Source organism: uncultured Cyclobacterium sp. (assembly GCF_963976465.1).
GTDB lineage: Bacteria > Bacteroidota > Bacteroidia > Cytophagales > Cyclobacteriaceae > Cyclobacterium.
Genome location: NZ_CAXBOC010000009.1, coordinates 1 through 26,242, shown reverse-complemented (window position 1 = coordinate 26,242; position 26,242 = coordinate 1). Strand labels below are relative to the sequence as shown.

At 40.0% G+C, this 26,242-nt stretch carries 19 protein-coding genes; 8 read left to right on the top strand and 11 right to left on the bottom strand.

From position 1 onward, the window contains the following. From AAC037_RS01340 to ytxJ, 3 genes are all read right to left on the bottom strand, one after another. Nucleotides 1-1,054 (bottom strand): site-specific integrase (locus tag AAC037_RS01340; RefSeq protein ID WP_339901055.1); only part of this gene is annotated, 1,054 nt, incomplete at its 3' end. 1,624 nt (nucleotides 1,055-2,678) lie between these two features. Next, complete coding sequence (locus tag AAC037_RS01335) at nucleotides 2,679-5,522, bottom strand: outer membrane beta-barrel protein (RefSeq protein WP_339901054.1); 2,844 nt, start codon at nucleotides 5,520-5,522, stop codon at nucleotides 2,679-2,681. Between the two features lie 185 nt (nucleotides 5,523-5,707). Continuing rightward, nucleotides 5,708-6,046 (bottom strand): bacillithiol system redox-active protein YtxJ, encoded by a 339-nt coding sequence (ytxJ, locus tag AAC037_RS01330; protein WP_339901052.1) that lies wholly within the window; start codon nucleotides 6,044-6,046, stop codon nucleotides 5,708-5,710. 159 nt (nucleotides 6,047-6,205) lie between these two features. Here ytxJ and AAC037_RS01325 point away from each other — a divergent pair, with 159 nt between their 5' ends. Continuing rightward, entirely contained in the window at nucleotides 6,206-7,600 is a 1,395-nt protein-coding gene (locus AAC037_RS01325; protein WP_339901051.1) for a DUF4403 family protein, read from the top strand. A gap of 8 nt (nucleotides 7,601-7,608) precedes the next feature. Here the strand turns inward: AAC037_RS01325 and AAC037_RS01320 are convergent, their stop codons facing one another. From AAC037_RS01320 to AAC037_RS01285, 8 genes are all read right to left on the bottom strand, one after another. Next, the gene (locus AAC037_RS01320) at nucleotides 7,609-8,295 is read right to left on the bottom strand and encodes a 3'-5' exonuclease (RefSeq protein WP_339901049.1); all 687 of its coding nucleotides are present in this window, start codon (nucleotides 8,293-8,295) and stop codon (nucleotides 7,609-7,611) included. Further along, nucleotides 8,285-10,231 (bottom strand): DUF294 nucleotidyltransferase-like domain-containing protein, encoded by a 1,947-nt coding sequence (locus tag AAC037_RS01315; protein ID WP_339901048.1) that lies wholly within the window; start codon nucleotides 10,229-10,231, stop codon nucleotides 8,285-8,287. The genes AAC037_RS01320 and AAC037_RS01315 overlap by 11 nt, the downstream gene beginning before the upstream one ends. Before the next feature lie 84 nt (nucleotides 10,232-10,315). Then, nucleotides 10,316-12,214, bottom strand: a complete 1,899-nt coding sequence (acs, locus tag AAC037_RS01310; RefSeq protein ID WP_339901047.1) for an acetate--CoA ligase — start codon at nucleotides 12,212-12,214, stop codon at nucleotides 10,316-10,318. Nucleotides 12,215-12,302: 88 nt separating this feature from the next. Further along, nucleotides 12,303-13,988: a sodium:solute symporter family protein gene (locus AAC037_RS01305; protein ID WP_339901045.1), complete on the bottom strand. Its 1,686-nt coding sequence runs from the start codon at nucleotides 13,986-13,988 to the stop codon at nucleotides 12,303-12,305. Between the two features lie 23 nt (nucleotides 13,989-14,011). Continuing rightward, nucleotides 14,012-14,275 carry a DUF4212 domain-containing protein gene (locus AAC037_RS01300; protein ID WP_014019634.1) on the bottom strand — a complete coding sequence of 88 codons (264 nt, stop codon included), beginning with the start codon at nucleotides 14,273-14,275 and terminating at the stop codon, nucleotides 14,012-14,014. 170 nt (nucleotides 14,276-14,445) lie between these two features. Continuing rightward, nucleotides 14,446-14,967 (bottom strand): ATP-binding protein, encoded by a 522-nt coding sequence (locus AAC037_RS01295; RefSeq protein WP_339901043.1) that lies wholly within the window; start codon nucleotides 14,965-14,967, stop codon nucleotides 14,446-14,448. Beyond that, a complete protein-coding gene (pnuC, locus tag AAC037_RS01290; RefSeq protein WP_339901042.1) occupies nucleotides 14,967-15,584 on the bottom strand; it encodes a nicotinamide riboside transporter PnuC in 618 nt (205 codons plus the stop codon). Before pnuC ends, AAC037_RS01295 begins: the two co-directional genes overlap by 1 nt. A gap of 95 nt (nucleotides 15,585-15,679) precedes the next feature. Beyond that, on the bottom strand, nucleotides 15,680-17,422 hold the full coding sequence (locus AAC037_RS01285; RefSeq protein ID WP_339901040.1) for a GMC family oxidoreductase: 1,743 nt from the start codon (nucleotides 17,420-17,422) through the stop codon (nucleotides 15,680-15,682). 389 nt (nucleotides 17,423-17,811) lie between these two features. On the opposite strand from AAC037_RS01285, the gene AAC037_RS01280 reads away from it, so the two are divergent. The 7 genes from AAC037_RS01280 to AAC037_RS01250 all read left to right on the top strand — a co-directional run bounded on the left by AAC037_RS01280 (nucleotide 17,812) and on the right by AAC037_RS01250 (nucleotide 26,040). After that, nucleotides 17,812-19,527: an IlvD/Edd family dehydratase gene (locus AAC037_RS01280; RefSeq protein ID WP_339901039.1), complete on the top strand. Its 1,716-nt coding sequence runs from the start codon at nucleotides 17,812-17,814 to the stop codon at nucleotides 19,525-19,527. Nucleotides 19,528-19,592: 65 nt separating this feature from the next. Continuing rightward, nucleotides 19,593-20,369: an SDR family oxidoreductase gene (locus AAC037_RS01275; RefSeq protein WP_339901037.1), complete on the top strand. Its 777-nt coding sequence runs from the start codon at nucleotides 19,593-19,595 to the stop codon at nucleotides 20,367-20,369. Nucleotides 20,370-20,891: 522 nt separating this feature from the next. Continuing rightward, a complete protein-coding gene (locus AAC037_RS01270) occupies nucleotides 20,892-22,211 on the top strand; it encodes a HEPN domain-containing protein (protein WP_339901035.1) in 1,320 nt (439 codons plus the stop codon). A 599-nt stretch (nucleotides 22,212-22,810) separates the two neighbouring features. Beyond that, nucleotides 22,811-23,197 carry a hypothetical protein gene (locus AAC037_RS01265; RefSeq protein ID WP_339901033.1) on the top strand — a complete coding sequence of 129 codons (387 nt, stop codon included), beginning with the start codon at nucleotides 22,811-22,813 and terminating at the stop codon, nucleotides 23,195-23,197. 2 nt (nucleotides 23,198-23,199) lie between these two features. Then, nucleotides 23,200-23,760 (top strand): hypothetical protein, encoded by a 561-nt coding sequence (locus AAC037_RS01260; RefSeq protein ID WP_339901031.1) that lies wholly within the window; start codon nucleotides 23,200-23,202, stop codon nucleotides 23,758-23,760. Between the two features lie 175 nt (nucleotides 23,761-23,935). Further along, a complete protein-coding gene (locus AAC037_RS01255) occupies nucleotides 23,936-24,565 on the top strand; it encodes a hypothetical protein (protein ID WP_339901029.1) in 630 nt (209 codons plus the stop codon). 104 nt (nucleotides 24,566-24,669) lie between these two features. Further along, nucleotides 24,670-26,040 carry a serine hydrolase gene (locus AAC037_RS01250; protein WP_339901027.1) on the top strand — a complete coding sequence of 457 codons (1,371 nt, stop codon included), beginning with the start codon at nucleotides 24,670-24,672 and terminating at the stop codon, nucleotides 26,038-26,040. The last annotated feature ends 202 nt before the right edge of the window (nucleotides 26,041-26,242 follow it).

The window sequence follows — 26,242 nt, the reverse complement described above, 5'->3', positions numbered from 1 at the left end:
TTTCATTGTTTTCACCTGTCAAATTAAGGATTTCGGACAAGGAATCTAAGGGAGAAACCACATTTTTGTTGGAAATGGCTAAAATATGACTGTAAATTTCGGTAGTAGTGGAACTGCTATGCCCCAATAACACCTGAATCATTCTTAAATTAGTGCCGGACTGTAATAAATGAGTAGCAAAACTATGGCGAAGGGTATGAACAGTGGCCCATGGATTAATATTACTTGCTTTTACAGCTTTTCTGAATATGGCTTGTATGCTGGCGGCAGAATATTGTCCCCCTTCCTGCCCCTCAAATAACCAGTAAGAAGGGCTGTATACTTTATAATAGCTCCGGAGTTCATGTAGCAATACGGAGGAAAGTACCGTTTTTCGGTCTTTTTTGTTTTTGGCCCCTTTCACAAATAGATAGCCTTCATCTGAATGAACATCACAAATGCGTAATTTTAAGGCTTCGCTGATCCGTAGTCCGGCACTGTAAATGGTTAATAATATGGCGCGGTGTTTTATGTTGGAGGTACTTTTTATTAATAGTGCTACTTCCTCTTTGCTCAATACATTCGGTAAAGTTTTGCTGCGCTTTGGACGTTGGATTTCATAATATTCTCTCGGCTTGCCTAATACATGCTCATAATAGGCCTTTATGGCATTAATAAGGCAGTTTTGGGAAGATTCGGAAAGTTTGTATTTACTTACTTGTAGGTAAACAAACCCTTCAATATCTTCCTTGGATAGCTCCGGCAATTTCCTGGATTCAAAAAATTTGAGGAATTTGGAAAAGGCACTTTTATAATTCTCTACAGTAGATTCACTATAGCCCTTTAGTACTAATTTTTGATGCAACTGATCTAACTTTTCCTGGCTTTTTTTATTGAGGACAAAGAAAGGGGATTTGATTGGTTTTTGTCCTATCTCCTTAATTACCAATTTGTCGCCAAATTGCTTTTGCACCCAATCGATATTTCTCACCGTATTTGGCAAACTCCATAAGCGTTGCTCATAGTGGTAAAAACTTCCATCCATCGATTTAAAAGTTTCCCTTTCCTTCTTCATAAAAAAGGGGATAAAAACCTTAAACCTTCCTGATTTAGGCTGGGGTTTAAATAATGTCAATTGCTGCATACCTTTTTGTTTTCAATCAATGAAAAACTCAGGTAAATAGCCGTATGTTAAACGTTTACAAACGTTTGTAAACGTTTGTAAACGGATAACAATAGAAAGGCATGGATATTTAAGGTAAGATTTACTGCCATTAGGTAATTATCAATTGAAATCTTCAAATTACTGATTTTAAGCCATTTTTGTTTTCCATGCAAAGCCTCAGGAAATCTATCATCAGTTCTTAATAAAAAAATTCCGGCTAAAACCCTGTATAACCCCTCATTTTACCAAAATGCTTTACTTTTAACCATCTCTCTTGTCGGTTTTTGGTCAATTACTTTGGTTAAAACTTAAAATCCCTGCCAAAAAGGCGGAAATTTCCGGATTAAAGGTTCAATTACCCACTTCCAAACTGGAATGTTGAAGTAAATAACTGCAACGAGTAGGTTAGCTTCGACAGGCTCAGCCTCCGAGAGGAAATTTTCCCACTGGTTCAAGTTTAACATAGTGTAATTTGGACCTACAATGCAGAAAGTTTTCGAATTCATTCAAATTGATTAACGAAATCTGCTCAATAGGAATGGGCTTTAGCCCATTTATAAAAGCCATAACAATTCACCCGGCTTTAGCCAAAATTTGGAGGAGAGATGGGTGCTGGAAAAATAAGCCATCAACCTAGGTTTAGCGCCTAATTAATCTTTTTATTCTTGAAAAGTGAAGATTGGGCTAAAGCCCCGAAATATAATATTACATTCTAATCCCCCGGCTGAAGCTGGGGGCTATTGATAATCAGAAATCAATTCGATTTGAAATCGGATACTCAACTCCGCTGGCTTCGAGAGGCTCATCCTCCGGGAAGTTTGGTTATCAACATTTTCGGTTCCTACGGCTTCGACAGGCTCAGCCTCCGAGAGGAGATTTCCCCACTGGTTCAAGTTTAACATAGTGTAATTTGGACCTACAATGCAGAAAGTTTTCGAATTCATTCAAATTGATTAACGAAATCTGCTCAATAGGAATGGGCTTTAGCCCATTTATAAAAGCCATAACAATTCACCCGGCTTTAGCCAAAATTTGGAGGAGAGATGGGTGCTGGAAAAATAAGCCATCAACCTAGGTTTAGCGCCTAATTAATCTTTTTATTCTTGAAAAGTGAAGATTGGGCTAAAGCCCCGAAATATAATATTACATTCTAATCCCCCGGCTGAAGCTGGGGGCTATTGATAATCAGAAATCAATTCGATTTGAAATCGGATACTCAACTCCGCTGGCTTCGAGAGGCTCATCCTCCGGGAAGTTTGGTTATCAACATTTTCGGTTCCTACGGCTTCGACAGGCTCAGCCTCCGGTTAACCTATGAAAAAACCCACTGGTTCAAGTTTAACGTAGTGTAACTTGGACCTAAAATACTGAAAGTTTCCAACTTTCTTAATCCCGAAATAGGCAATAAACCTTCTATTCCGAGTTGAAACCCCGTAATACATTGGATAACAAAAAAAGCCAAACAGTATCGAACTGTTCGGCTTTTAGTATTTTATATTAATCACCCCCTAAATGGAGCGCGCAATGGCTTTCCTTACCAGCTTCTGGCCCCACCTGGTCTTCGATATCCTCCTCCTGGCCTTCCTCCACGGTCATCCGCAGGAAGATCTGATTTCTTGAATTTACCAATGATATAGGTAAAAGAAACCATGGCATAACGGGTCATTACATTGGAATACACATCGGAAACAGATACATCAGAGATGGTTCTTGACACACTGTTGTTTTGTTTCAGCAAATCAAAAACATATACCTTAAGCTCTCCCTTATTGTTTTTAAGGAAACGGTAGCCTGCTTCTATGTTCCACAACCAAATCGATTGGTCAAAACCTTCTGCAAGGCCACTGTAGAGCACATGACTTACATTATTGCCGATAAAGGTCTTTCCATCATTGGGAGAATAATAAAACTTCAGATTACTGGTCTGGGTATAATAGTTGTTTTCTAGCGTGCTCTGAAGACTACTGTTTACAATGGAATAACTTCCCCTTGTAGAAAGGTTAAAATCTACATCCTTGGAAATATTACTTGCAAAAGTAATCCCTTGACTGATGTCTATGTTTTCATTGATATTGGTTTGTCCATTGATGATACCCGGCGTTCTGCTATAACTGACACCCGGGTTGAAGTTCACCTTGGTTTTCAATTTCGGAATGCTGGTTCCATAGTTGATGAAAAGTCGGGTGCTCATTTGCCCGCTTAGGTTCACCGGAGTAGTAATCTGCCCACCTCTACTTAACATAACCTCATTGTTGATCAGGGTATCTTGAGGAGCAACAAAGGTGCTTGTTCCAATATAGTCACTGGTAAATGAACCCAATAAAAACATAAAGAAGGTTCTATTGGTCTCCATGTCAAACTTAGAAATATTAGCAAAAATACTATTGTTATAACTTTGACCTAAGGATGGATTACCTACAGACAAATTCAGAGGATTGGTGTTGTCAATCACATTTTGCAGCTGATTTACACTCGGTTCATTCGTTCTGGTTCTGTACCTGAAGCGAAAGCGGGTTCCACTTTCGTTTCTATAATTCATGGTCACCGTGGGAAGAATGTTTTTAAAATCCCGGTTGAAAACCCCTTCGGTAGGAAACACACTTACATTGTTTAATTTTGCATACTGATAGTCTACCTCCATATTAAGGTTCAAACAATTATTGTTATAACGGTAACCCAATCCTGTTTTTTGAGTAAGAAACTTATTGTCAAATTCATTACTTAATGCCGTATCCAACACCATGATGCCTTGCTCATTGGCCAGCTGAAAGGTTTTTTGGTCTGCAGCACTTTTGTTGTTTCCTATTTGATAAGAAGCTGTGGCCACTGATTTTTCACTTATGGGTTCTGTATAGGTAAAATTGGCCGTGTAATTAAATCCATCAGACAATGCACTTGACTGCTGAACAAGTGTATCGAAGGAATTTCTTACATAATCCTTATTGGCAGAAATCAAGTCTGTTAGTTGGTCTCTTTCATTCCAAGCCGTGCTAACATCCGTAGAAAAAGTCCTTCCTTTCTTATCAAATTTATACCTATAAGTAAGATTGTTGGATAGGGTGAATCCATTGGTATTTATCCCTGTTTCATTTCTAGTATCACTCAAGCTATCCAAATTTTGGTCCAGGTTCAAACCTCCAAGATTTGTAAATCTACTATTGTCCTGAAAATTGATACTTGGTCGGATGATCAGCGCATTCTTATCATTGATATCGTATTCCATCCTGGCATTTGCACGGTGGTTGTTATTGGTAATATTACTGATCTGATTTTCCTGATAAATCTGACTTACATCTTCCGAAACCACCGTTTGTCTGTTGGTGTTTTCCAAAATAGAGTTCTCCGTAGCATTGTAAAAATAACTACCTGTAAAATTGATCTTTTCCCCCCATTTATCACTATAGTTCAACCCTAAAGAATTGGTGTTTACGATTCCATTGTTTTGGGATACCCCAAAGTTCCCTCCACCTTGTCCCCCTCTTCTTCGGCCTCCGCCTCCTGTGCTTACTCCCAGCATATCGTCTGAAGAGAAATTTTGTTGGTTGACGTTATTGGACATGCCTATAATAGAAATCCTTCTCGCTCCGTTGAAAAAATTAATATTACCGCCTACAGAATACCTGTCATCGGTTCCATAGCCACCATATACCCTACCAAAATAACTATTTCGCATGTTTCCTTTGGTGATGATATTGATGGTTTTGGCATAGTTGCCATCATCTAGACCGGTAAGCCTAGACTGATCAGATTTCTGGTCCAGCACCTCCACGCTGGAGATGGCATCTGCCGGCAAATTCTTTAAGGCAATGGAAGGGTCACTTCCGAAAAATTCTCGCCCATCTACCAATATTTTTTGTACATCCTCCCCTTGGGCTTGTACTTTTCCATTCTCTATGGTTACCCCGGGAAGTTTACCTATCAGGTCCTCTGCCATCCCATTTTCTCTGGTTTTAAAAGCACTGGCATTAAAGACGGCAGTATCACCCCTCATTTCACCCACCACATTCTCTCCTTCGATGGTCACCTCTCCAAGCAGTTGGCTATCTTCACCAATGCTTATTTTACCGAGATCCAAGGTCATCCCGCGGCGAAACTCCTTGGTTACTTTTTCGAAACCTACATAAGAAACCTCCAGTTTAAAAACAGGAAGGCGAGGATGAGCGATAGTAAAACTACCATCTGCCCCTGTAGTGGTATTGCTAATCAAAGAGTCCCCCTGGGTTTTTAGCAATACATTGGCCCCTATCATTGGGTCCTGGCTATTTTGGTCTACAACAATCCCTCGAATCAAAGGAGGGCCTTGTCGGTCTCTTTGGGCTAATAGTGGCGTAGAAGCCATCAATAGGGCAAAGAAGGTAAGAAAAGTAAAAATCCTCATATACATATCTTTTTAAATATGAGGGTTAGACTTATTCCATTACCAAAGGTTTAATGGAAAGACTGAAAAAGTTTGAAAGGAATTTTTACCCAACAAACGGTAAATTTAAGGGATTAATAGCCAACCAAATAGCACTAACCCTCCAAGGGTTTTAATCCTTGGAGGGCTACAAAAAGTTAATATTTCTATACCTCCAATGAAACCAATTCATTATAATTGATTCCCATATGGCTATTATTATAGACCGCTTTTCCACCCTTCACCACAATTACTTGAGGAGAAGCATGGGTTACATCAAATTCCTCTGCTATGGCATTGGACAAAGCCCTGTAAGATAAGAGGTCAAGGTAATAAGGGGTAAACTTTTCACTATCTCCGTCTTTCCAGTTTCTTTGCAATCTATTCCAAGCCATACCGCTAATGGAACAACTCGTGGAATGTTTAAATATCACCACCGGTTTTTCATTGCTCTGCTCTTTGATCGCATTCAATTGAGAAGCATCCTCTAATTTTATCCAACTCATAATTTATTTCGACTAATATTGAAAACCAATAACCAAAATAAAAGTGCTTAAAGTTCAAAGGAGGCTCAATTTTTTTGAATTGTCCTATTTTTCTCTTACCTCTGCATTAAAATCCCATTTCTTCACCCCCAATCTTTCCATTTAGACGTTAAAGTCAATATGCCAAGATATTCATTGCTAATAATTGCTCTTCTTATTGCTGCCTTTTCTAGTTGTAGTAGTTTAAAATTAAATGGTCCTGAGGCCCAAGCTCCTCCACCTGCTTTACCAAAAGCAGCCCTATCCATAAACCTGGGCCTAGAAATTCCCCTGTCCTACGTTCAGGGAAAAATAAATGAAAGCCTCACTGAAAAATTATTTAAAGAGGAGGGATTGGAACTGGGGAATGGGCTGTATGCGGATGTGGATCTAAAGAAAAATGGGCGCTTCAGCTTGTCAGCCACAGATGAGGGCAAAGTATTGGTAGGGCTACCTGTTTTTTTGGACGGCAAGGTAAGGCTGGAAAAGAAAATATTCGGACAAAAGATCTCTTCTGCCATTCCCTTTCAGGAAAACCTCTCTCCACAAGTCAGTTTTATTCCTCAAATCAATAGCGACTACAGCTTTGGCATAGAGGAATTGGATATTTTATCTTGGGGCAAAGCTTTACAATATGATTTTCTGGGTTTTAACATCGATTTCGAACCTCTGGTAAAGAAGAAAATGATAGGGGTAATGGAGGATCAACTGGCCTCCGGATCTTTAAAGTCTCTGGACATCAAACAAATAGCCAATAATTTCTGGGCCACCTTTGGACAACCCAGGTATTTGGACAGTGGACTCTCTGCCAGCTATTTGTATACAAGGCCTGACAAAATTGCCGTGGAAAACCAATTTACAAATGATCAAAAGCTCTTGCTCAACATTGGGTTGGAAGGAGAGGTTTTAAGGCAAAAAGAAAAACCGCTGCCCACACAATTGGCAGCCCTTCCTCCGGTGAGCCAAGAAAATGTGCAAGGAAATGATTTTAACCTAACCTTACCTATCTATATAAGTTTTGAAGAAATGGCGGCTTACCTTGAAAAACAACTCAAAGGAAAGCTCCTAACTGTAGACAAACAAACCAAATTATTGCCGAAGAAATTTAGCCTTCGCCACTTCGGTGAAAGAACCCTGATCACCATGGAATTCACCGGAAAAAGAAGCGGAAAAAAAGATTTAGATGGCACTTTTTATTTGGCCGGAAAACCGGTTTTTGATCCTCAATCCCAAAACGTAGTACTTGAAGCTATAGACTTTAAGCTTTCTACCAAAAACTTTCTGGCAAATACCACCAATTGGCTAAAGCGAAGAAAAATTCTGAAAGCTATTCGAAAAAAAGCGGTGTTTCCGGTGGAAGAACAACTGGCAAAAGCAAAAACGTTTTTACGTCAAGAAAGTCAATTGGACTTAAGCTTATTTGCGCTTTCCCTCCAATCTCCTGAAATAGTCATTGAAGGCATCTACCCATCTGAAACAGGTTTAAATATTTATGTAAAAGCCGCTGCTGCCATTGATGCCCGTTGGAATCCCTAAGTTTAGGGTCATGCCATCAACTCACCAAAGGTTTTTATTCCCTTTTTATCAGCCATTTTCAGAAGTTTTATTAAAAGCTGAGAGGTAAGCAAGGCATCTCCTGCCGCCGTATGCCTGTCATCCAGCGAAATCCCATACCGCTCACAAAGCTTGTCCAAGGAGTAATCCTGAGAGGCTATGGTATGTGGGTTATAAAATTTCCCTACCTCCATCCTTACTGCCAAGTCATAGGTATCTAGACCGGGCTGGCGGATTTTCTTCAAGCCAAGTTGGTAGCCAACCTTCTCCAGCATGGCAAGGTCAAATCCCAAATGATGTCCTACAATAATTCTATTGGCTGCATCAGCCAGAAAGCTCCTTATCAATTCCTCTCGGCTGATATAGGGCCTTTCCTGAACCAAGCCATGTACTTTTACAGCTTCTTTGCTGCGTTTTTTTGGCCGCAAATAAAATTCCTTGGACTCGGAAATCCGAATGCTATTGTTGCTCACAATCACTGCTCCATAGGAAAGCACATAATCTTTTTTTACTTCCAGTCCCGTTGTTTCTGTGTCAAAAACCAGAAACTCCAGTTCTCTGATTGGTTTACCTTTAGGGATTTTTTTGAGTAAGGTCTGTTCATAAGCCTTGATATAGGCAGGCTTTGGTAGGGGACGAAGGCCAAAAATTGATTTCCATTCCATATCATTTGCCAAAATAATCCAGTTGAAACCTTACCCGTAAAATTTTCTGTATTTCATCAATGGGAAAAAATGCATTTTTAAGCAATTGGCGTTGAAGTTTACCTAAAGAGTCGGGTTGGATAAACCTCCCGGAAGAGGAAGAAGACAATCCTTCCAGGGCCCTGATGCGCATAAATATTTCATAGGCTTTCCCTGCATCCTTAAACAATGCCGCTTGATTGGGTTCAAGTTCGGCAAGTTTTTCATACCGTTTGAAAGTATTGTTGATTCCCACTACCTGATGGTTTAGGATCAATACCCTTGCAGCATCAGCCAGCGGCATCATGGCCCTTAACTTTATGTCAAACTTCTCTGCATGCTCTCCGGATTTTTCAATAATAAAGTTCCGAAAGAAGCCCAATGGGGGAGGGTTTAACAAGGCATTTTTGGCAAAGAAATTTAGGAAAATTTTCCCTTTGCTAATCTCTTCATACACATGCATTGTCAGCTCTTCCGCAAGGGCCATTTTTCCGGCCACTGCCCTAAAATCAAAGAATATAGAAGCCATTAACAAAGAAGGCTGGTCAGATTTCCTGATCCATTGCCTGAAATAATCTTTCCATTGAGACATGGGTTGGCACCATTTGGGATTGTTTGCCATCATCTCTGCAGGGCAAGAATGAAAACCACAGGCAAAAAGTATATCCATCACATCCCTTGCCAACAAGTGCATAAACCCCCTGGCCTTTTCTTCCAGGGAAGCCGAAACATCCTCATAAACAATGGCATTGTCTAAGTCTGTACGAAGCAATTGTTCCCCTCGACCCTCTGAGCCGAGACCAAGAAAACAAAAGGGAGTATCACAAACTTCTGGAAATTGAGGCGAATGCCTGCTTTTAGCAATGTGAATGGCCCGCTGAATGATGGTATCATTGATTTCCGTAATGATCCCGGCAATAAAATCAATGGCCAGTTCATTTTCCAAGAAATAGATCAGCATTCCTTCTGCCTGATTCCGTAATTTGGCAATCTCATGCACATCCTCACTGTCCTGCAAAGCCTTGATAAGCACTGCCGGGCTATTGCCCTGTGAAAGAAGCACATCATGGTCTGAGATAATTCCGACTATACCGGATTGATCGGTCCCATCTTCGGTAAAAACCAGGTGGTGCAGCCTGTTTTTCACCATGTTGAGGTATATCTGTGAAAATTCGAGGTCCTTTTTTGCTGTCACCACAGGGTGACTCATGATTTTCTCAACCCGGGTATCATAAGGCAAGCCTTCAGCAATCAGTCGATTTCTGAGATCTTTGTCCGTAATGATGCCTTGTGGGAAATTATCCTCATCCACGATAATAATCGAGCCTACCTTGGCCTCACTCATTTTGGCTACAGCACGGGACACGGTATCACCTATATAACATTGGATAACAGGCTGTGAATAATTTATAGAAGCCTGTCCTGGAAATAGCAATAGTCCATTCTGCTGCGCACTTTTACCTAAAAGGGAACGCACTTTCTGTGTTTCTGAAAGGTCTGAACGGATCACCACCTGGCCGGAGGCAAATCCCGAAGCAAAGTAAAGACTTACCTGGCTGTTTTCTTTGAGAATCTTATCGAATACTGCCACAGGGACAGCAATAATTAGGCTATTTTCATTGGCTTTGGCATCTAGGATATAAGGCCGTTTGCCCAACAGGGCCAGCACCCCAAAGACATCCCCTTCATCACAAAATTCCATGGTTTGCTCCTTACCATCAATAATGTCTGTTAGCTTGATGGCACCTTCTCTGACCACGAAAAAGTATTTTTTTGCCGGCTCTCCTTTTTGAAACAAAAATTCATCTTTTTCAAAATAAATAAGGTCTACCTGCTTTGCGACCTGAGTTAGCAGTTCAGGAGACAAAAAGCTGAAAGGGGGGAATTTTTTCAGGAAATCAACAACCCTATTAACGATGACATTGCTCATATGGGAATTGGGTCAAAGGAATAGCAATGTATAGCAGAAAAGTCCTGCCATACATTGCTTATATAATAACAGAAAATTAAGGATTTACTCCTTCCTTCCTGCAATAATCTTATCTACTACATCCGGATCCAGCAAGGTGGAAGTATCTCCCAAATTATCCATGCTACCTTCTGCAACTTTTCTCAGGATCCTACGCATGATTTTACCTGAACGAGTTTTAGGAAGCCCCGGAACAATCTGAATTTTATCAGGTTTGGCAATTGGCCCAATGATATTGGTAACCGAAGCTTTGATCTCATTGGTCAGGTTTGCTTCTGTCCTATTGGACATGTCACAGATCACATAAGCATAAATGCCTTGGCCTTTAACTTTGTGCGGATAACCTACCACAGCAGATTCCACTACCAAAGGATGCTCATTGATGGCATTTTCTACTTCAGCAGTACCCATCCTGTGCCCTGACACATTGATCACATCATCCACACGACCGAGGATACGATAATAGCCATCATGGTCTCTTTTTACTCCATCACCTGTAAAATACATGCCTTTATAAGCGGAGAAGTAAGTTTGTTTACACCTTTCATGGTCACCATAAGTGGTTCGGATCATTCCCGGCCAAGGGAATTTAATGCAAAGGTTTCCTTCTACAGAATTTCCTTTAAGCTCTTTCCCATCCGGATCCATAATCGCCAGCTGCACGCCCGGAAGTGGAAGGGTAGCAAAAGCAGGTTTGGTTGGTGTAATGCCTGCCAACGGAGAAACCATAATCCCCCCGGTTTCAGTTTGCCACCAAGTGTCAACGATTGGGCATTTTGTTTTTCCTATATGGGTATGGTACCAATGCCAAGCTTCTTCATTAATAGGTTCTCCTACTGATCCCAAAACTTTAAGGGAATCAAGTTTATAAGGGGCTATCGGCTCAGTACCGTGCACCTGCAAGGCCCTAATGGCAGTAGGTGCGGTATAAAATTGATTGACCTTATACTTGTCCACAATTTCCCAGAACCTACCTGGGTTAGGATAGGTTGGCACTCCTTCGAACATGATGGTGGTGGCTCCGGTCAAAAGTGGTCCATACACAATGTATGAATGCCCGGTAATCCAGCCCACATCGGCCGTACACCAGTACACATCTCCGGGGGTATATTGAAATACATTTTCAAAGGTAAACTTGGAATAAATCATGTATCCACCACAAGTGTGTACCACACCTTTAGGCTTTCCTGTAGAACCGGAAGTATAAAGGATAAACAATTCATCCTCACTGTCCATTTCTTCTGCTACATGGCTGGTACTTTGACCTTCAATGGCTTCATGCCACCAAAAGTCTCTGCCGGCTTTCATGTTTACTTCCTGTCCTGTTCTTTGGAACACAATCATGGTTTCTACCAGATCGGTGCTCTCCAAAGCCTCATCTACAACTGATTTTACGGCAATTTTTTTCTTCCCTCTATAGTTTCCATCTGAGGTAAGCACCACTTTGGCTTTACAGTCTTCAATCCTATCTGCCAAGGCAGAACTGGAGAATCCTGCAAAAACGACGGAGTGCACTGCTCCAATACGAGCACAGGCAAGCATGGCGATTGCTGCCTCCGGTACCATGGGCATATAGATAATAACCTTATCTCCTTTACCTACACCTTTTTCTACGAGAACATTAGAAAAACGACAAACTTCCTCATACAATTCCTTGTAGGTAAGGATTCTGTTTGGATCTCCGGGTTCGTTAGGTTCCCATATAATCGCAGGCTTATCGCCCATGATAAAAAGATGCCTTTCCAGGATGTTTTCGGTAATGTTAAGTTTCCCATTTACAAACCACTTTACATCCGGACCATCAAAATTCCAATCCAGGACCTTATCCCATCGTTTTTTCCAATGAAAAGAATCGGCAATTCTGGCCCAGAAATTTTCCGGATCTGCTACACTTTTTTGGTATTCATGGAAATAACCACTCAGGCTATGAATTCTATCGCTCATATCTCGATATTTTAGGTTTTATTAAACTTTAGGTGAATTAAATAATGCAAAGCACTTGACTCCAACAAATCCCCTGCATTGATTTAGGTTAATGGTTATGGGCTTCTCCGGCTCCTCTAGGGATCCTAATTTCTTGAATCATTTCCTGCACATCCTCCGGTGGTGGTGGGGTAAGTTTGGAAACAACATAACAAACAACAAAATTTATTACCATTCCCATGGTGCCAATTCCTTCGGGCGAAATGCCGAACCACCAATTGTCCATGGAATTGGATTCTGGTTGAATAAATTTAAAATAGATAATATAGGCAAGGGTAAAAACCAATCCGGTCACCATGCCTGCTATTGCGCCTTCTTTATTCATTCGGGTAGAAAATATACCCATAATTATGACAGGAAAAAAGGATGCCGCAGCCAACCCAAAGGCAAAGGCCACTACCTCAGCCACAAATCCCGGTGGGTTGATACCAAAGTAACCGGCAATAATTACTGCTAAAGCTGCAGAAACCCTTGCGATGATTAACTCGGTTTTTTCGGTCATGTCCGGAACAAATGTCCTAAACAAATCTCTGGAAACTGAGGTGGAAATAACCAATAGCAGACCTGCTGCGGTAGATAAGGCAGCGGCCATTCCTCCGGCAGCAACTAGCCCTACCACCCAGTTGGGCAATACTGCAATCTCCGGAGCTGCCAATACCATAATGTCCTTGTCTATATTGAGTTCATTGGTCTCAGGGTTTGGCGTATACTGTACGATGCCGTCATTGTTTACATCATCAACGGTTATTAAATTGGTTTTTTTCCAATTTTCGACCCATACAGGCAATTCATTCACAGGCTTATCTGCTACAGTATCGATGGCATTGTAAATTCCGAAAGCAGCAATGGCTGGGGCTGTAGTATACAAAATGGCAATAAATACCAAAGCATATCCTGCAGATAATCTTGCATCTTTTACCCTCGGCACGGTAAAAAACCGAACAATCACATGTGGTAAGCCGGCAGTACCAACCATCAGCGCCAGCGTAATGGCAAAAATATCTGTCATTGATTTCCTTCCGGATGTATATTCCTCAAAACCCATATCCAACAACACCCCATCCAACTTATCCAATAGATAAGTTCCATCTTGAACGGTGCCTCCCAGTCCCAATTGAGGAATAGGATTACCGGTCAACTGGATAGAAATAAATATGGCAGGTACCATAAAGGCAAAAATCAGCACACAATATTGGGCTACCTGAGTATAGGTAATTCCTTTCATTCCTCCCATCACGGCATAGAAAAACACAATGGTCATTCCTATCAATACTCCAGTTTCAATATCCACTTCCAGATACCTTGAGAAAACTATGCCTACGCCACGCATCTGTCCGGCTACATAAGTAAAAGAGATAAAGAGGGCACAAAATACGGCTACCACACGGGCCTTGTTGCTGTAATACCTGTCTCCTACAAAATCAGGGACGGTAAATTTTCCAAACTTCCGAAGATAAGGAGCTAGCAATAATGCCAAAAGCACATAGCCTCCGGTCCAGCCCATAAGGTATACAGATCCATCATATCCGGAAAAAGCAATAATTCCGGCCATGGAAATAAAGGAAGCGGCTGACATCCAATCGGCCGCAGTGGCCATACCGTTTGCCAAAGGGGAAACCCCTCCCCCTGCTGTATAAAATTCTTTGGTTGATCCTGCTCGGGTATAGATGGCAATGCCGATATACAGGGCAAAAGACAGACCTACCAGAATGTAGGTCCAAGTTAAAATATCCATAGGTAGGTGATTATTTATAAGGGTTACTTTTCATTGACATCAAATTCCTCATCTAGCTTATTCATCCGATATACGTAAACGAAAATTAATATAACGAAAGAAAATATGGAGCCCTGCTGCGCAAACCAAAAGCCCAATTTATAGCCACCAATCTTGATAGCATTAAGCGGTTCAACAAGCAAAATTCCAAAGCCAAAAGAGACAATAAACCAAACCGCAAGAAGAATCAATAAGGTTCTAATATTGCGCTTCCAGTACTTTTGCATTTGTTGCTTATGGTTATCCATGGGTAAGTATGTTTGAGTTTATTTGGTAAAAACAATCCTGAAATTATTTAAAAATTCCGTAACTATCAGCAAGAATCCGTTAATCTATCAAAAAAAAGATAGTTTCGGTACCTGCAATAGATGATTGGTTAAATTGGGAGAATAAAATAAGCATGAATTTATGAAAATTTCTATTGATCCAAAGACTTTTCAATAAAATCAATGGCTGCTTTCAAGCGTACTTCCTCTTCTCCTCGAATGGTTTTCCAAGGCAAACCTGAGGTGCGTACCTCATTTTCATAAATCTGCATAAAATGCGCGCGCATGGCCGGATCAGCATGTTCGCGCTGGGGGTCATCTTTCCAAGGAATGTCTATTGCAGTGAGCAGATAAAGGGTATATTCTCTGCTTTCGATTTGCTTTTTTATCCAATCATGGGTTTGCCTGAACTTATGCTCACTCCACACCTTAACCACCCTAAGGTCTGTATCACAAAACAATTTACTTTCAGCCTTTTTTGCCAGATCATCTTCCAGTTTTACCTGCCCCTTCGCTATGGCCAACAAATCGGCATAGGTATAGGATCGGTCCAAACCATCAATATATTCTCTGGCGTATTCCCTTACCCAAGGTTCATTATAATGGCTTGCCAATTGCCGGCTTAAAGTGCTTTTCCCGGTTGACTCCGGTCCTATGATTACAATTTTATGCATCAGGCTTCAGCATATTTTTTGGCAGCCTTTACCCAGGCTATCAAACCAAGCACTGCCAAAACTGTGAAAACAAAAAACTGAAAAGAAGTAAGCACCAAACCCTTGTAAAAATAAAGAGGTACCGAAACCAAATCCGTAATGATCCATGCTATCCAGTTTTCCACCTTCTTTTTGGCCATCAGCCACATTCCTACAAAAGCGGTGGAAGTGGTAAATGAATCCCAATAAGGCACATCGCTGTCTGTAAAATTGGTCAAAACTAAATACAAGCTCAGGTAGGAAATTGCCCATAAGGCCAAAGATTGAAACACTCCTGTTTTACTTAGCCAGGTGATGGGCACAACTGCTTTCCCGGGTTTTGGATTGGACCAAACATACCAACCATAAATGGACATGGAAAAATAATAGGCATTGATGCCCATGTCTGCATACAGTTTTACTTGCAAACAAATCCAGACATAGATCAATGTACTGATGATGCCTGTGGGGAAGACCAATATATTTTCCTTCATCGAATAATATACTGAGCTTAGCCCAAATACAACTGCTATGCCTTCCAGCCAGCTCATGGCTGCTAAGCCATTTCCAATACCTTCTATTATATATTGCCAATCCACGGCCCGAAATTGCGATATATTTTTAACAAAAAAAATCAGCACCAAAGTTTGTGAAAACTCCGGTGCTGATTTCTCTATTTCCTACTACAGCTTTATTAGCCGATATTTTTCTTCTTAAGCTGATCTACGATGTACTCAGATGTTCTCATAGAGAGTGCCAAAATCGTCCAGGTTGGATTTTTATCTGCCTGAGAAACAAATGGCCCGGCATCTACCACAAACAAATTGTCGCACTCATGTGCCTGAGAATACTTGTTCAAAACAGAAGTATTGGGGTCATTGCCCATTCTGGTAGTGCCTACTTCATGAATAATTCTTCCGGGAGCTTCTAGCCCATATTTTGTATCTGCACCGGGCTTCTTGCCCATCACTGTAGCACCCATGGCATCAAACACTTCCTCAAAAGTTTCCTGCATGTGCTTGGCTTGTTTGACTTCATAATCCGTCCAATTGTAATTGAACCGCAATACAGGGATACCAAATTTATCTACAACAGTAGGATCAATTTCACAATAATTGTCGTACTGAGGAACAGATTCTCCTCTGCCTGCGATCCCAACAGTAGCCCCATAAATATTTCTGATGTCTTGTTTTAGTCCTGCACCATAGCCTCCATTTGGTCTTGGTTTGCCGAACTCATCTTGCATGTATTTACGCATGGACTCCATACCAAATCCAAATCCATAATTGGGTTGGCGCATGCCTCCTCCAAACTCAAGGTGATAACCTCTTGGGAAATCAAGTTTTTTGTTGTCTAGCCACCATGGAGTATATACATGAAGGGATCCCACACCATCCTCATTGTACTTGTCCCTTGCTAAGAAATCTGTCATCAATGCAGATCTGCTTGCCCCTGTAGAGTCATGCAAATACCTGCCCAATGTTCCACTGCTGTTGGACAATCCATTAGGGTGTTTGGTAGAAGCTGAATTCATCATGATTCTAGCCGTTTCACCGGCAGAGGCACCTAAAACCACCACCCTGGCTTTCAGCTTGTACTCTTTCATGTCCACCTTGCTCACATAGGAAACACCCGTCGCTTCTCCTTTGTCATTGGTGGTAACCTTACGCACCATGGCATAAGTATATAAATCTACATTTCCTTTTTTGATTGCCGGTTTTACCAAAACGGTTCCTGCAGAGAAATCACCATAAACCTGGCAACCCCTGTTACATTGTGCACAGAAAAAACAAGCGCCTCTTTCATTGTTGACAGGACGAGTTAACACTGACACCCTTGAAGGCAAAACCGGAAGGTTGATTTTCTTGCCGGCCTTGGTAAAGGCTGCTTCGTGCAACCTTGGCTTTGGTGGAGGTAAAAAGTTTCCATCAGGTTCATTTCTCATGCCTTCTTTAGAACCGAAGACACCGATCATTTTATCTACCCTGTCATAGAATGGTTTAACATCATCATAGCCTATCGGCCAATCATCTCCTAAACCATCAATACTTCTTCTTTTAAAATCATCCGGCCCAAAACGTAAGGAAATCCTTCCCCAGTGATTGGTTCTTCCACCAACCATTCTGGATCGAAACCAGTCAAACTCAGTACCGTCTTTTCTGGTATAAGGTTCTCCTTCTATTTCCCATCCACCATAAGAAGCATCAAAATCACCAAAAGCCCGCACAGTATTGGCACCTCTTCTCGGTGATTCCCAAGGAAACCTCAATTGGGTTCTGTATTCTTCCATTGCAGGGTCAAAATCACTACCCGCTTCTACAACAGCTACACTTAAACCGGATTCTGAGAGAATTTTGCTTGCCATTCCGCCTCCGGCGCCGGAACCTACTATGATCACATCATAGGTGTCCATGGATGATTTTATTTCAAAGCTCATTGATGATTGTTTTGAGTTTATTGTTAATTGACCTCCCAAAATAGGAGTTTAAAGCTAATTATTCATCATTTGCAAAACCAACTAAAGGTTGATTTCTCAATAAAATGTCGGTAAAACCAAATTTTATTTGCTTACCCCCTTATACCCATGCCCTATCCATGAATATAAGACTGATTCACTTGCTTTTTCCGACGAATATTTTTATTAATTATTTTGAAAAAGAATTCGCCTACTTTAAGATTCATTTATTGTCGACTGCAATAAAGGTTTTTAGATGTTTAAAATTTTATTTTGGCCAAACATTTACTATCCTTATACTTTAAATGGATCGAAAAGTACTACCCTTGCCGGGTTGTTCACTTTTTAGCAAAAATTAATATAACCCAAAAATGAATAAAAAGGAAAGAAGAAGCCAAGGCTGGTTCGGAAAAACTGGCAAGGATGGTCTAATTTACAGGTCATGGTTTAAGAAACAAGGCATCCCAACCCACGAACTGGGAGGTAAACCAATCATTGGCATCTGTAATACTTGGTCTGAGTTAACACCCTGTAATTCTCATTTTAGAGAATTGGCAGAATTTGTAAAAAAAGGCATCTTGGAAGCAGGTGGCTATCCGGTAGAATTTCCGGTAATGTCATTGGGTGAAACAGTGATGAAACCTACTGCCATGCTTTACCGAAACCTGGCAAGCATGGATACAGAAGAATCCATCCGTGCCAATCCTTTAGACGGGGTAGTTTTACTCTGCGGTTGTGACAAAACCACTCCTTCATTGGTTATGGGAGCGGCAAGTGTAAACTTGCCCACCATCGTGGTTTCCGGCGGGCCAATGCTCACAGGAAGGTATAGAGGCAAAGAAATTAGTACCAGTGATATCTGGAGATTTAGCGAAAGTGCACGTTCAGGTGAAATCAATCAAGCAGAGCTTTATATCGCAGAATCAGGCCTTTGCCGAAGTGACGGGCATTGTGGGGTCATGGGTACTGCTTCAACCATGGCTTGTATGGTGGAATCTCTCGGCTTGTCACTTCCCGGAAACGCGGCTATTCCGGCTCCGGATACCGGCAGAAAAGTAATGGCCCATATGTCCGGAATGGAAATCGTCAAAATGGTTGAAAATGACCTGAAGATGTCTGATATCCTGACCAGAGAGGCCTTTGAAAATGCCATCATGGTCAATGCTGCCATAGGTGGTTCTACCAACTTTGTCATCCACCTATTGGCCATTGCAGGCAGAATGGGCATAGAACTTAATCTGGAAGATTTTGATAAATATTCGGCAGAAATCCCTCTTCTGGCCAACTTACAGCCTTCAGGAAAGTATTTTATGGAGGATTTTTACTACGCGGGAGGTTTGCCTCCGGTTATTCGCCAGCTAAAAGACCACCTGCACAATGAGGCCATGACGGTAACTGGGCAAGGCATAGGTAGGAACAATGAAAAATTTGAAAATTATAACAAAGAGGTAATAGCAGCCATTGATGAACCTTTCAATCCTTTGTCAGGAATTGTAGTGCTCAAAGGAAACCTTTGCGAAACAGGCTCCATAATCAAGCCTTCGGCTGCCAGTCCGGAATTGATGAAGCATACAGGTAAGGCAGTAGTATTTGAAGACATCGATGATTACAAAAATAAAATTGATGATCCTGATCTTGATATTGACGAAAATTCCATAATGGTGCTTAAGAATGTCGGTCCTAGAGGCTATCCGGGAATGCCGGAAGTGGGCAATATGGGATTGCCACCAAAAGTACTGGCCAAAGGCATCAAGGACATGGTCAGAATTTCTGATGGAAGAATGAGTGGCACCGGCTTTGGAACAGTAATCCTTCACGCCACTCCGGAAGCAGCAGAAGGAGGGAATTTTGCCGTGGTTCAAACAGGAGATGAGATAGAGCTTGATGTAGAAGCCCGAAAGCTAAATTTATTGGTATCAGATGAAGAGCTGACCAAAAGAAAAGCAGCTTGGAAAAAACCGGCCAGCCCTACAGAAAGAGGTTATGTAAGCCTGTATGTAAAAACCGTTGAACAAGCCAATTTAGGAGCCGATCTGGATTTCCTAAAAGGCAATTCAGGAAGTGAAGTCACCAAAGACTCTCATTAATTCATTCCCATTATTACCGGAAAGCAAAGTTGTTTTCCGGTGATTTTTAAACTTTACAAAACCCGATGAATAAAACCAACACGGAAGCTGCTCCGGTAGCCTTAGTGACAGGAGCCGGTGTGGGCATAGGCTTTGAAATCGTTTTTTTACTGGCTTCCAGAGGGTATAAGGTCATGCTAAATGACTTAGATGAAGCTGCCACCATCAAAGCTTGTGAAAAGATCAACGACAGTTTTCCCCAGTCCTGCCAAGGCATTTCCGGAGATGTGTCAGATACCCATTTCATTGAAAAAATGGTGCGACAAACGGTGGCAACTTTTGGCGCCATAGACGTGGCCGTAGCCAATGCAGGCATCACTGTTTTTGGGGATTTCCTAACTTACAAAGAGGCGGATTTTCATAAAGTCATGCAACTTAACCTGGCAGGGAGCTTTTTCCTCGCGCAGCAGGTATCCCTGCAAATGATTAAGCAGCAAACAGGAGGTAGCCTGCTTTTTATGTCTTCAGTTACCGGCCATCAGGCCCACAAAAATCTGGCAGCCTATGGCATGAGCAAAGCCGCATTGGAGATGCTTGCCAAAACCTTGGTGGTAGAACTTTCTCCCTATAAAATCAATGTAAATGCCGTGGCTCCCGGAGCCACCATGACCGAGCGTACGGCTTCGGAAGAAGGCTATGAAAAAACCTGGTCGGAAATAACCCCCATGGGAAGGCCTGCTTATCCAAAAGACATTGCCGAGGCCGTGGGCTTTTTGGTCTCCCCTGCCGCAAGGCATATCACGGGACAAAGTCTGGTCATCGATGGAGGCTGGACTTCAACAAGTCCATCTCCTTATCGGTAGGGGATAATAAATAAACAGCCCTTCAAGGTTTTAAAAACCTTATAGGGCTATTATATTATATGGTCTAAAATGTAACAACTATGAAAGGGCTAGTAAAATTTGAACCGAGGAGCTACTATCATGTGATAAACCATGCGGTAGGTAGCGAAAACCTTTTCAGATGTGATGAAAACTACCGGTATTTTCTAAGAAAATATTCGCAGTACATGGCATCGGTGTGCAGTACCTTGTGTTACTGTCTAATGCCCAATCACATTCATTTTTTAATCAGAACGATGATTAAAGCTCAAGATCCTTAATGTCTGGTCTGACTCTTCATCAGATTTAGGGTGAAAATCGATGAATTAAAGAAGGCCTGTTGTGTAATAGGGTTTCAGCTTTATTTAAACCGTTAAGAATAAAAATATGGGATCAGGATTAGATTAATTACCCTAAATCCTTAATTTAACGAAAGTGAAATAATTGAAGGTGCTCAGAGCAGGGTTTGTGAATAAATATTGATAAAAAGTAATCAAAAAATCAATGGAAAATTATATCGGCAAAATAGTTTCACCTTATAACGAAAAAGAATCCATTGATTTCGCTTGTATTAATATATCTGATAATAGAGTAGAAATTGAATTTTCGTCAAGCGAGCAAGGAAATGATAACATAAAAATTATAATTGGAGTATTCAACGGATTGGGAAAAGTTACATTAGTAAACTGTCAAAACGTTAAAACATTGAGTGGTCCTGGGGCAAATATAAAAAAATATAGAGCAAAATACTTATTTAAAGGAGAATACATTAATAATCCTGAATCATTTTATTTTGACAGAGTAAATATTGAAATGACTGGACTACTCGAATGGACAAATATTTCAGCAATAAACAATAAGTTAATTAAGGAAAAAAAATTAACTATTGAAGATATAAGTCCCATCAAAATTTATGAATCAAATAAATTTTCATTGGAAATTTTCTCCTTTTACAAAAATACCTTTAAGCGAGAAAATAATCAAATAACCATTAAAGAAAATATAGGGTTAAAAATAATTTCCGCAAATGGTGATATAAATATTTGGGAGTTTTTAATCTTAATAAAAGAAATAAAGAAATTATTTTTTATTATAAGCAATATCAACACTAAAATCGATAGAACGAACTTCTACCAGAATAAGGAATTTCCAGTTACATTGTATTGGTTAGACAATAATCCCTTAGGTTCTCCCTCCCCGTTGAACCCTAATGTTAAATTTGAAGACATTATACATGATTTGAGCAATATTGTTCACAATTGGTTTGAGAAAAAAGATCTCCATACAAGCGTAGAGCTAATATTAGAAAAGTCCATTAATAATTCGCTAAGCCGAGAAAACTTTTTTTTAAATAACTGTTTCGCTATCGAGACTTTTCATAGGCGTTTTAAAAATTATAAATTATTTGATAAAACTAAATTTAAATCAATTAAAGCAGGAATATTAAATTCAATTAAAGACAGTGATATTAGGAAGTTAATAGAGAACAATTTAGCCCATATTAACGAACCAAATTTTAGAAAAAGAATGTCGGATTTTGAATCGGATTTTTCCTATTTATTACCAAAGTCTTGGAATGTAGAAGAATATCTTACTAAGATTGTCAAAACTCGAAATTACTTGGTTCATAGAAGTTCAAAAAATAAAACTTTTGAAGAACTGGATTTGTTTTATGCTTCTGTATTTGTTGAGACCGTTGTCAAAATTAATATTTTCAGAATTTTAGGTATTAAAGAAATTATAATAGAAAAATTAATAGTTGAAACAGCTGAAAAAATTAAAGAGTTTTATGAGTTAAATAAAAGAATGAGATTCGAAAATTAAAAACAAATTCGAAATAATCTAGCTCTTGAAAATCATATCCTTATTCTTCGACTTGTTTAGGGTGCAAGCATTTCATTTAACTCATGCAAGATCCCTAGGTATATTAGGTGATAATTTTCTCTTTTGTTGTTCAAACCTTTTAAATTTAATAAAAAACCTTATTTGAATGGCAGGAAAGTTTAATTGTAATAATCAATTAGATTAAAGAAGAGGGTTTTTAACCAATATGTGACCTCTAATGAGGAAAGTATTATTTTCATAATTTGGAGAAGAAAAAGGATATTTTGAGTTGTATTTATATAAGGGAACAGATTGGCATTATTGCCAACTCTTGGAGAAAAGAAGGACAAGTAATTATAAGTCCATATTAGAATGCATTAATCAACTAATAATAAATGTAGACTCAGGCTGTTATGGTACTATAATAACCAAGTGGGCCTCCTTAGACGATTACAGTGAGTCTGAAATAATTTCATTATTAAAATAAATATTGCCTAAAATTTAACATGCTAACAATAGCAATTATCTAACCTCACTCTTCGAAGGCTTAGGGCTCAACTTGCCATCGCCAAGCCTTGCTCAGCAATAAATAAAACCCTATGAAAAACAGCATCTTACCACTGATAGTTCTATTCCTTTCAATAGGTTGTGCTTCAAAAAATAGCACTAAAATTGATGAGGTGTCTTTTAGTTATTCTATTCTTGAAGGTTTAGAGCCCGAAAATGGGATATGCCGAAGAGACCCATCCGATGTTATATTGGTTGATGGGGTTTATTACTTATGGTATACAAAAACAGACAAGCAGTATAGCGGGTATGATGCCTCCATCTGGTATGCGGTTTCTAAAGATGGCGAAATTTGGGAAGAAAAAGGAGAAGCAATTGGCAGAGGGGAAAAAGATAGTTGGGATGAATACAGTGTATTTACGCCAAATATTCTCAAAGCTTCCGGCAAATATTATCTTTTTTTACCGCCATTGGACTGACCGTGGCTGATTCTCCTGATGGCCCATTTGAACGGGTTTCTCCAAAACCTGTATTAGAAATAAGTGACCTCCCCGATGATTTTGACAGCTACAGGATTGATGATGCTTGTATTCTTTACAAAGACAAGCAATACTGGATGTATTATAAAGGAAGAAGTTTTAAACATGGAAAAGAAGGACCAAGAAATACCAAAATGGGAGTGGCTATCGCTAAAAACCCTGAGGGACCTTATGCTAAATACAAAAACAATCCGATCATCACTAGCGGACATGAGGTAATGGTTTGGCCTTATAATAACGGCGTCATGGCTTTAATTTCTGAACATGGTCCTGAAGGCAAAACCCTTCAATTTGCTTCGGATGGGTTGAGGTTTGCCAGAGTTGCTTCATTTGATGCCGATTATCCCAAAGCACCGGGATCCTATAGACAAGGTAATTTTACTGATGCCTCAAAGCAGGAAAAAGGCATTGATTGGGGAATCTCTATGGATTATGGAAACAAAGAGAAATGGCCTCACTTGTTAAAATACACAATGAGTTTGAAAACATCGGAGGTTAAATAACTTAAACAGATTATGTAGTAAGCCATACGCCCGAGACATAGCCCAAAGCAACCTAGGTTATTGCTACACAGCTAACTTGCCTGCTATTTTTTCATGTGGAAATTTTAAATGGGCGAAAAAAATAGGAACTTGAAGCTTTACAGCATATGTTTTTTTTTAATCAAGAAATACTCAAATGAAACTTCAGCCATTAAGAATAGAAGCGGGTTGGCAAGTAAGTTATAACCAATTTTATGAAGTTGACCCAGCTCCGGGTTATGAGCATTATTTTGAAGGCTCGAGTTTGCTTATCCTTCATAACAAATCCAGGCTAAAGCTTATTGACCTTCAGTGGCGACCTGAAAAAGACCTAGAGGGAGAATATCAAGTGGAGGTTTTAAACTTTTTAGAAAATTTCAACGCTAAAACAAACGTATTTGACATAGTCCCTAACTGGGAAAATCCATTTCTAACCTTCACTTCAAAGTCCAGAGTCAAACTTGTAGAAAAATTAGAGGAATTGATGCGGGTCCTGCCAGTATACGAAGATCCTAGAATGACGGAAAAAAGAGGCCTCGTGGATGAACTTTCAGAATCTTACCGATTGGAGCTATTAGAAAATGGAATTTCTACAACCCTGGCTCATAAAATATTAAAAAATGGAAACCCAGCCATTCAAAGCCACCTTTTAGACCTAAATGAACTCACAAGAGAAATAATTTTGATGTTGGCAGAAAAAGGTAAAACTAAAAAAGTGAGAAATAAGGCCAAGCAAAAATTAAACAGCAAACAATTTAAGGAGAAAAAACCTCCAAAAAGTGAATAGTAAGTGGTTTTCTGTATTTACCTTTCCAAACATAAGCTCTAGTCAACTCCAATAGGTAAAACATCGTTAAGCAAAGAGATTATTAACTTATAAACCAAGCCCAAATGAAACAGTCCATAATCCTTCTGATTATGCTTTTGAGCCCTATTGTCACCTTTCCGTTTCAAGAAAAATCCGATAAAAATGGGCTCCCGACAGAAGTAGTAGAGTCAATTGAAAAACGAATCGAAGAGGGGGTTACCCCAAGTATCGCCTTGGCGATTATTGATTCCACAGGCATTCAATATTTTAATTTTGGTCTAACTGCTGCAAAAGGTAAGAAAGTAAATGAAAATACCATCTACGAAATAGGCTCCATATCAAAGGCCTTTACTGGAATTCTACTAGCTCAACAGGTTGTAGATGGTGAACTCAAACTAGATGATAAAGTAAACGACTTTCTTCCCAAAAATATTAAAATTCCGACAAAAGGTCTTAAAGAAATAACATTTGGCAACCTTTCAGACCACAGCTCCGGCCTTCCCAGAATGCCCGACAACTTTACCCCTGCCAATCCTAACAATCCATATGCAGACTATACCGTTGAGCAGATGTATGATTTTATTTCAAATTATAAACCCCTGAGAGCGGTAGGTGCTGCGTATGAATATTCAAATCTTGCTCAGGGCTTATTGGGCCATTTGCTCGCAGTGAATAAAAACAGTAATTATGAAGATTTAATGATCCAAACGATTGCAGCCCCATTAGGGATGACGGATACCAAAATTGAGTTCACTAAAAAAATGAAAGAAAATTTGGCTTTAGGTCATGCGGGTGGTAAGCAGGTTGAAAATTGGGACATCCCAACACTTGCCGGTGCCGGTGCAATTAGAAGCTCAACTTCTGATATGTCTAAATTTATTGCAGCCAACCTAGGCCATGTTAAAAGTCCATTAACAGAAGCAATGGAGTTATCCCATAAGGTGAGACACCATAAAGCCGGTGAAATGTCAGTTGCATTGGGTTGGCATATCAAGAAAGGAGAACTGGGTGAGCTTATCTGGCATAACGGGGGAACAGGTGGCTATAGGGCTTTTTCGGGATTTGTCAAGGAAACAGGTAAAGGGGTGGTTCTCCTTTCTAATTCTACAGCCGATATCGATGATATCGGCTTTCATTTACTCGATCCCGGAATGGATTTAGCTTCTTTCACATCTAAAAATGATGCCGTCGAAGTCCCTGAATCAACACTGGAACAATACCTTGGTTTGTATGAACTACAACCCAAATTCACAATAACAATTACAAAAGAAGGTAATCAGTTATTTGGCCAAGCCACAGGTCAGGATAGATTTGAAATTTATCCTGAAAATGATACTACTTTTTTCCTAACGGTTGTCAAAGCAAAAAGTACATTTCAACTAAAAAATGATACTGTTGAGAGCCTGACGCTTTTACAAGGGGGGCAAGAAATAAAAGGAAAGAAAATCGAATAGGTTGCTGACTTTGAGTAAGTACCTTAAGAAATTAGTGAAAGCATTAAGATAATTAGGCTAATTTTGAGCGAATAGGGAAGAAGAAGCAATTGATTTGTGAATTTTATCCCCCAAATCAGGAAGCAACAAGGGCCTTCCTTTAAAAGTATTAAAACCTAGTCTTCTGCTTAATATGACCAATCAATCTCCTCCAACGCAAGCT

Coding starts and splice junctions, on each gene's coding strand:
- AAC037_RS01335 (WP_339901054.1), bottom strand. CDS start 5,522: ATGAGGATTTTTACTTTTCTTACCTTCTTTGCCCTATTGATGGCTTCT.
- ytxJ (WP_339901052.1), bottom strand. CDS start 6,046: ATGAGTTGGATAAAATTAGAGGATGCTTCTCAATTGAATGCGATCAAA.
- AAC037_RS01325 (WP_339901051.1), top strand. CDS start 6,206: ATGCCAAGATATTCATTGCTAATAATTGCTCTTCTTATTGCTGCCTTT.
- AAC037_RS01315 (WP_339901048.1), bottom strand. CDS start 10,231: ATGAGCAATGTCATCGTTAATAGGGTTGTTGATTTCCTGAAAAAATTC.
- acs (WP_339901047.1), bottom strand. CDS start 12,214: ATGAGCGATAGAATTCATAGCCTGAGTGGTTATTTCCATGAATACCAA.
- AAC037_RS01305 (WP_339901045.1), bottom strand. CDS start 13,988: ATGGATATTTTAACTTGGACCTACATTCTGGTAGGTCTGTCTTTTGCC.
- AAC037_RS01300 (WP_014019634.1), bottom strand. CDS start 14,275: ATGGATAACCATAAGCAACAAATGCAAAAGTACTGGAAGCGCAATATT.
- AAC037_RS01295 (WP_339901043.1), bottom strand. CDS start 14,967: ATGCATAAAATTGTAATCATAGGACCGGAGTCAACCGGGAAAAGCACT.
- AAC037_RS01285 (WP_339901040.1), bottom strand. CDS start 17,422: ATGAGCTTTGAAATAAAATCATCCATGGACACCTATGATGTGATCATA.
- AAC037_RS01280 (WP_339901039.1), top strand. CDS start 17,812: ATGAATAAAAAGGAAAGAAGAAGCCAAGGCTGGTTCGGAAAAACTGGC.
- AAC037_RS01275 (WP_339901037.1), top strand. CDS start 19,593: ATGAATAAAACCAACACGGAAGCTGCTCCGGTAGCCTTAGTGACAGGA.
- AAC037_RS01270 (WP_339901035.1), top strand. CDS start 20,892: ATGGAAAATTATATCGGCAAAATAGTTTCACCTTATAACGAAAAAGAA.
- AAC037_RS01265 (WP_339901033.1), top strand. CDS start 22,811: ATGAAAAACAGCATCTTACCACTGATAGTTCTATTCCTTTCAATAGGT.
- AAC037_RS01255 (WP_339901029.1), top strand. CDS start 23,936: ATGAAACTTCAGCCATTAAGAATAGAAGCGGGTTGGCAAGTAAGTTAT.
- AAC037_RS01250 (WP_339901027.1), top strand. CDS start 24,670: ATGAAACAGTCCATAATCCTTCTGATTATGCTTTTGAGCCCTATTGTC.